Source organism: Mesorhizobium sp. M7A.F.Ca.MR.362.00.0.0, from assembly GCF_004023175.1.
In the GTDB taxonomy this organism is placed as follows: domain Bacteria; phylum Pseudomonadota; class Alphaproteobacteria; order Rhizobiales; family Rhizobiaceae; genus Mesorhizobium.
This window is the reverse complement of record NZ_RZTF01000330.1, coordinates 1,694-6,871: the sequence shown is the minus strand read 5'-3', so window position 1 is coordinate 6,871 and position 5,178 is coordinate 1,694. Positions and strand designations below refer to the sequence as shown.

Genomic DNA, 5,178 nt, shown 5'->3' with positions numbered 1-5,178 from the left:
AGCTTGGGGCGGGTGATGATGGCGCGGGCGATCGACAGGCGCTGGCGCTGGCCGCCGGAAAATTCATGCGGGTATTTGTCCATGTCGCTGATGCCGAGGCCGACTTCGTGCAGCGCATGCGCCACCATTTCGCGGCGCTCGGTGCGTGTCGGCTGCTTCTCCAGCACATGCAGGGGTTCGGCGACTAGTTTTTCGACCTTCTGACGCGGGTCGAAGGATCCGTAGGGATCCTGGAAAACGACCTGCATGTCACGGCGAGCCGGCTTCAGCTCGGCTTCGCTCTTGCCGGTGATGGTCTCGCCGCGAAACCGGATCGAGCCCGATGTCGGCCGATCCAGCGCCAGGATCATGCGGGCGAGCGTTGACTTGCCGCAACCGGAGCGGCCGACCAGCGCCACTGACTGACCCGGCGCCATCGACAGCGAGACATCGTCGACAGCGCGGATACCAGGCGCGCGTTTGAACAATGAGGTGCGCCGTCCGGGATAGTCGCGTGTCACGCTTTCGACCTGAAGCAAAGGTCGGCTCGTCTCGATGCCATGCGGCCTGGCGCGCGCCGGCACATGCATCGAGGCCTGCGCCAGCTGGCGCGTGTAGGGATGGAGCTGCTCGGACAGCGTGCGCGCAGTGTCGCCGGCTTCCATAACCTCGCCGCGGCGCAGGATAGTGATGCGGTCCGCCATCTCGGTCACCACGGCGAGGTCGTGCGAGATCAGGAGCAGGCCCATGCGGCTCTCGGCGACGAGGTCGCGCAAGAGGTCGAGGATCTGCGCCTGCAGCACCACGTCGAGCGCCGTCGTCGGCTCGTCGGCGACCAGCAGCTTCGGCTTCAGCGCGCAGGCGATGGCGATGACGACGCGTTGGCGCTGGCCACCGGACAGTTCATGCGGATAGCGCGACATTGGGAATTTCGCCGAGGGCAAGCCGACGCGGTCGAGCATTTTTCGCGCCCGGTCTTCGGCCTCGGCGCGGCTGGCCTTGGTGTGCCAGCGTATGCCTTCGGCAACCTGTTCGCCGATGGTCTTGACCGGATTGAGCGCCGTCATCGGCTCCTGGAAGACCATGCCGATGTCGTCGCCGCGCAGCGCGCACATTTGATCCTCGCTCGCCGTGAGGATGTCGATGCCGTCGAATGTGACGCGTCCGGTGGCCCGCGCGGCATGGGGCAGAAGCTGCATCACCGTCAGCGCGGTCATCGACTTGCCCGAACCCGATTCGCCGACCAGCCCCATCACTTCACCGGGCGCAATGGAAAGCTCCACACCCCTGAGGATCTGCGTGTCGCCGATGGTCAGCGACAGGTTCTCGATGTCGAGCAGGCTCATCGCTGCCGCCGCGATTTCGGATCGAGGATGTCGGCGATGCCGTCGCCCAGGAGGTTCAGCCCCAGCACGGCGACAACGATCGCCATGCCCGGAAAGATCGCCATCCATGGCGCCACCACCATGCGGGTCTGCGCGTCGAACAGCATGCGGCCCCAGCTCGGCATTGGCGGTTGCGTGCCCAGGCCCAGATAGGAAAGCCCGGCCTCGGCCAGGATGCCCAGCGCGAACTGGATGGTGCCTTGCACCAGGAGCAGCGTGGCGATGTTGGGCAGCACATGTTCGATTGTGATTTGCGCGCTGCTCTTGCCGGCGGCGCGTGCGGCGAGAATGAACTCGCGCGGCCAGATCGCCAGCGCGCCGGCCCGGGCGACACGGGCAAAGACCGGGATGTTGAAGATGCCGATGGCGATGATGGCGTTGATCGCGCCTGGCCCGAAGATGGCGGTGATCATGATCGCCGACAGCAAAGCCGGGAAGGCGAAGACGAGATCGTTCAGCCGCATCAGCGCTTCGTCGACGAGGCCGCCGCGTGCCGCGGCAAAGGCCCCGAGCGGCACGCCGACCCCCATGCCGATGCCGACCGCGACCAGCGCCACGGCAATCGAATTGCGGGCGCCGACCATGACCATCGACAGGATATCGCGGCCGAAATGGTCGGTGCCGAACCAGTGCGCCAGCGAGGGGGCTTGCGTCTTGTCCGATATCACCAGTTTGGTGACGTCGTAGGGCGTCCAGCCATAAGAGACTGCAGCCATTGCCAGGATCAGCAGGGTGATGACGAAACCGGCCACGAAGGCGGTGTTCCTGAATGCCTTGGCCAGGATGCTGCCGAACGTCTCCTCTGGGATGTCGATGTGCAGTGTCATTGCCGGCTTCTCAGGCGCGGATCGACCACCGCATAGGAAAGGTCGACGAGGAGGTTGACGGCGATGACGGCCGCGACCAGCAGCATGACGACGCTTTCGACCACGATCAGATCGCGCTGGGTGATGGCCTGGAACACCAGCCGGCCGAGGCCGGGCAGATAAAACACATTCTCGATGATGATGGTGCCGGCAAGCAGGAAGGCGAATTGCAGGCCCAGAATGGTCAACACCGGGATCATGGCGTTGCGCAGCGCATGCCGCCACAAGACAGTGCGATAGGGCAAGCCCTTGGCGCGGGCGGTGCGGATATAGTCCTCGTTCAGCACCTCGATCAGCGCCGAGCGGGTGACGCGCGCCAGGATCGCGGCTTGCGGCAAGGCAAGTGCGACCGCCGGCAGCAGCAGCGATTTCAAGGCTGGCCAGATGCCGGCACTCCAGCCGGGAAACCCACCGGCGGGGACCAGCCGCAGCCAGACGGCGAAGACATAGATCAGCATCAGCGCGAACCAGAAATTGGGCACGGCAACGCCAAGCTGTGCGGCGCCCATGGAAATCGTGTCACCGGCGCGTCCACGCCGGCTGGCGGAAAACAGGCCAACGGGAATCGCGATGATGGTGGAGAGCGCAAGCGCAATCAGCGCCAGCGGCAGCGAGACGGCAAGCCGCTCGCGCACCAGATCGATGACCGGCACCGAATAGGTGTAGGAGCGGCCGAAATCGAGACTGAGCAGGCCGCCGGCCCATTGCAGGTAGCGCAAGGCCAGCGGCGCGTTGAGGCCCATCTGGTTGCGCAGCAGCTCGACCTGATCGGCACTGGCGTTCAGGCCCAGCATCAGCCGCGCCGGATCGCCGGGCAGGATCTCCAGGACGGCGAACACCACCATGGAAGCCAGCACCAGCGTGGCGAGCGCGACGGCGAAGCGTTTTAGGAGGTAGGCGGTCATGGAAGGTGGGGGATCACTCGCTCCACTTCACCTTGGTCAAATCATTGGCCTGGATCGGGGCGTTTTCCCACAGGCCTTCCAGCTTGGCGTCCCAGACGCCGACCTTCGGCAATTCGTAGAGGAATCCGACCACGGCGTCGTCGGCCAGGATCTTCTGTGCCTGCCCCAGCAATTCCTTGCGCTTGGCTTCGTCGGAGGTGACGCCGAGATCGGCAATCACCTTGTCGAAGGCCGGGTTGTCGTAGTTGAAGTAATAGTCCTTGCGCGAATAGATATCGATGTCGTTGGGCTCGGTGTGGGAGACGATGGTCAGGTCGTAATCCTTCTTGGTGAACACCTGATCCAGCCACTGCGCCCATTCGACCGGGATGATCTCCAGATCGATGCCGACGTCGCGAAGTTGTGAGGCTATGATTTCGCCACCGAGGCGGGCATAGGCGGGCGGCGGCAGTTTCAGCGTCGCCTTGAAGCCGTTTTCGAGGCCTGCCTCTTTCAGCAATTCCTTGGCCTTGGCGACATCATGCTGGTAGCGGCCGGTGAGGTCGACATAATCCTTGCTGGCCGGCGACATGTGCGAGCCGATCGGCTGGCCGAGGCCGGCCGAGGCGCCGTCGATGATCGCCTTGCGATCGAGCGCGTAGGAGATCGCCTGCCTCACCTGCAACTTGTCGAAAGGAGGCTTCTTGTTGTTGATCGACAGGATGGTCTCACCCTCGGTCGAGCCGATCACCACCTTGAAGCGCGGATCGTCCTTGACCTGCGCGAGGCTGTCGGCATCGAAGAACGGGAAAGCCTGGATGTCGCCGGAAAGCAGGGCCGGCACATAGGCCGCGGCATCGGGCACGATGCGGAATTCGGCCTTGTCGAGGGACGCCGGTGTGCCCCAGTAATTGTCCGATTTGACCAGCGTGATCGACGATCCCTTGGCCCAGCTCTGGAACTTGAACGGGCCGGTGCCGATCGGTTTCTCCTTGTTGGTCTCTGCCGATTCCGGCGCCACGATCACCGCGTCACCCCAGCCCATATTGTAGAGGAAGGATCCCTGCGGGTTCTTCAGCGTTACTTTGACGGTCGCCGGATCGACGACGTCTATCGTATCGATGGCCGCGAATAGGCCCTTTTGCGCGTTGACCGAATTTTCGGCGCGGGCTCGATCGAGCGAGAATTTCACGTCGCCGGCATCGAAGTCGGTGCCGTCATGGAATTTCACGCCGGTGTGCAGCTTGAAGGTGTAGACCTTTCCATCATCGGAAATGGTCCAGCTTTCGGCCAGATCCGGCAGCACCTCGCCAGTGGGCCCGATGCGTGTCAGGCCCTCGAACACATTGGCATATAGAACCTCGTCGATTGCCGCGGCGGCACCTGCGGTCGGATCGAGATGCGGGGGTTCGAGCGGAATGCCGATGACCAGGTCGGTCCGCGCGGCAAACGCGGAAGCGCCGGCGGCCAGCGACAGCACCGCGGCCGCCAGGATGGTTTTCCACAGTTTCATCGTGCGACTCCCCATGCGTTTCAGACACGTGCTCGAACCCGGGCGATAGAAGCGTGATTTCGTCACGGAGTAAATTGCGTTTCGTTCTGCCCGTTGGCGTGGCCGGGAATGTTTTTGTCCTGGCCACCGCATCGGCAGGTCGAAGCTTGTCGCGGTGCGCCTTACCCCGCGGCTGTGCCGCGCAGCAGCACATTGAGCCCTATCGCCATCACCTTGGCCGATTCTACCATGTCCGATATCCCGACCCATTCGTCCGGCCGGTGGGCGAGGTCGAGAATGCCCGGCCCATAGGCGATGCAATCATAGATATGGCCGATGCGCGCAATGTGCTTCTGGTCGTAGGTGCCGGGCGAAATGACATAGTCGGGTTCGCGGTCGAAGATCGCCATGATGCCTTGCGCAACCGCCTTGACCACCGGGGCGTCGCGCTCGGTCATCAGCGGCAGCACTTCCATCAGGTCGCGGATTTCGTAGTCGAATTTTGTCCGCTCGCGCTTTAGCCGGTCGAGAATACCGGTCACTTCGCCTTTGACGGCGTCGAGATCTTCCTC

At 63.6% G+C, this 5,178-nt stretch carries 5 protein-coding genes; all 5 read right to left on the bottom strand.

From position 1 onward, the window contains the following. Positions 1-1,325 (bottom strand): ATP-binding cassette domain-containing protein (locus tag EOC06_RS28815; protein ID WP_245470158.1); only part of this gene is annotated, 1,325 nt, incomplete at its 3' end. After that, positions 1,322-2,191 carry an ABC transporter permease gene (locus tag EOC06_RS28810; protein ID WP_128309400.1) on the bottom strand — a complete coding sequence of 290 codons (870 nt, stop codon included), beginning with the start codon at positions 2,189-2,191 and terminating at the stop codon, positions 1,322-1,324. The genes EOC06_RS28810 and EOC06_RS28815, both read right to left, overlap by 4 nt. Beyond that, positions 2,188-3,135, bottom strand: coding sequence for an ABC transporter permease (locus EOC06_RS28805; protein ID WP_127331881.1), 948 nt, complete (start codon positions 3,133-3,135; stop codon positions 2,188-2,190). The genes EOC06_RS28810 and EOC06_RS28805 overlap by 4 nt, the downstream gene beginning before the upstream one ends. Positions 3,136-3,148: 13 nt before the next feature. Next, positions 3,149-4,627, bottom strand: a complete 1,479-nt coding sequence (locus tag EOC06_RS28800) for an ABC transporter substrate-binding protein (protein ID WP_127382936.1) — start codon at positions 4,625-4,627, stop codon at positions 3,149-3,151. A gap of 161 nt (positions 4,628-4,788) precedes the next feature. Continuing rightward, positions 4,789-5,178 (bottom strand): M20/M25/M40 family metallo-hydrolase (locus EOC06_RS43745; protein ID WP_245470157.1); only part of this gene is annotated, 390 nt, incomplete at its 5' end.

Coding starts and splice junctions, on each gene's coding strand:
- EOC06_RS28810 (WP_128309400.1), bottom strand. CDS start 2,191: ATGACACTGCACATCGACATCCCAGAGGAGACGTTCGGCAGCATCCTG.
- EOC06_RS28805 (WP_127331881.1), bottom strand. CDS start 3,135: ATGACCGCCTACCTCCTAAAACGCTTCGCCGTCGCGCTCGCCACGCTG.
- EOC06_RS28800 (WP_127382936.1), bottom strand. CDS start 4,627: ATGAAACTGTGGAAAACCATCCTGGCGGCCGCGGTGCTGTCGCTGGCC.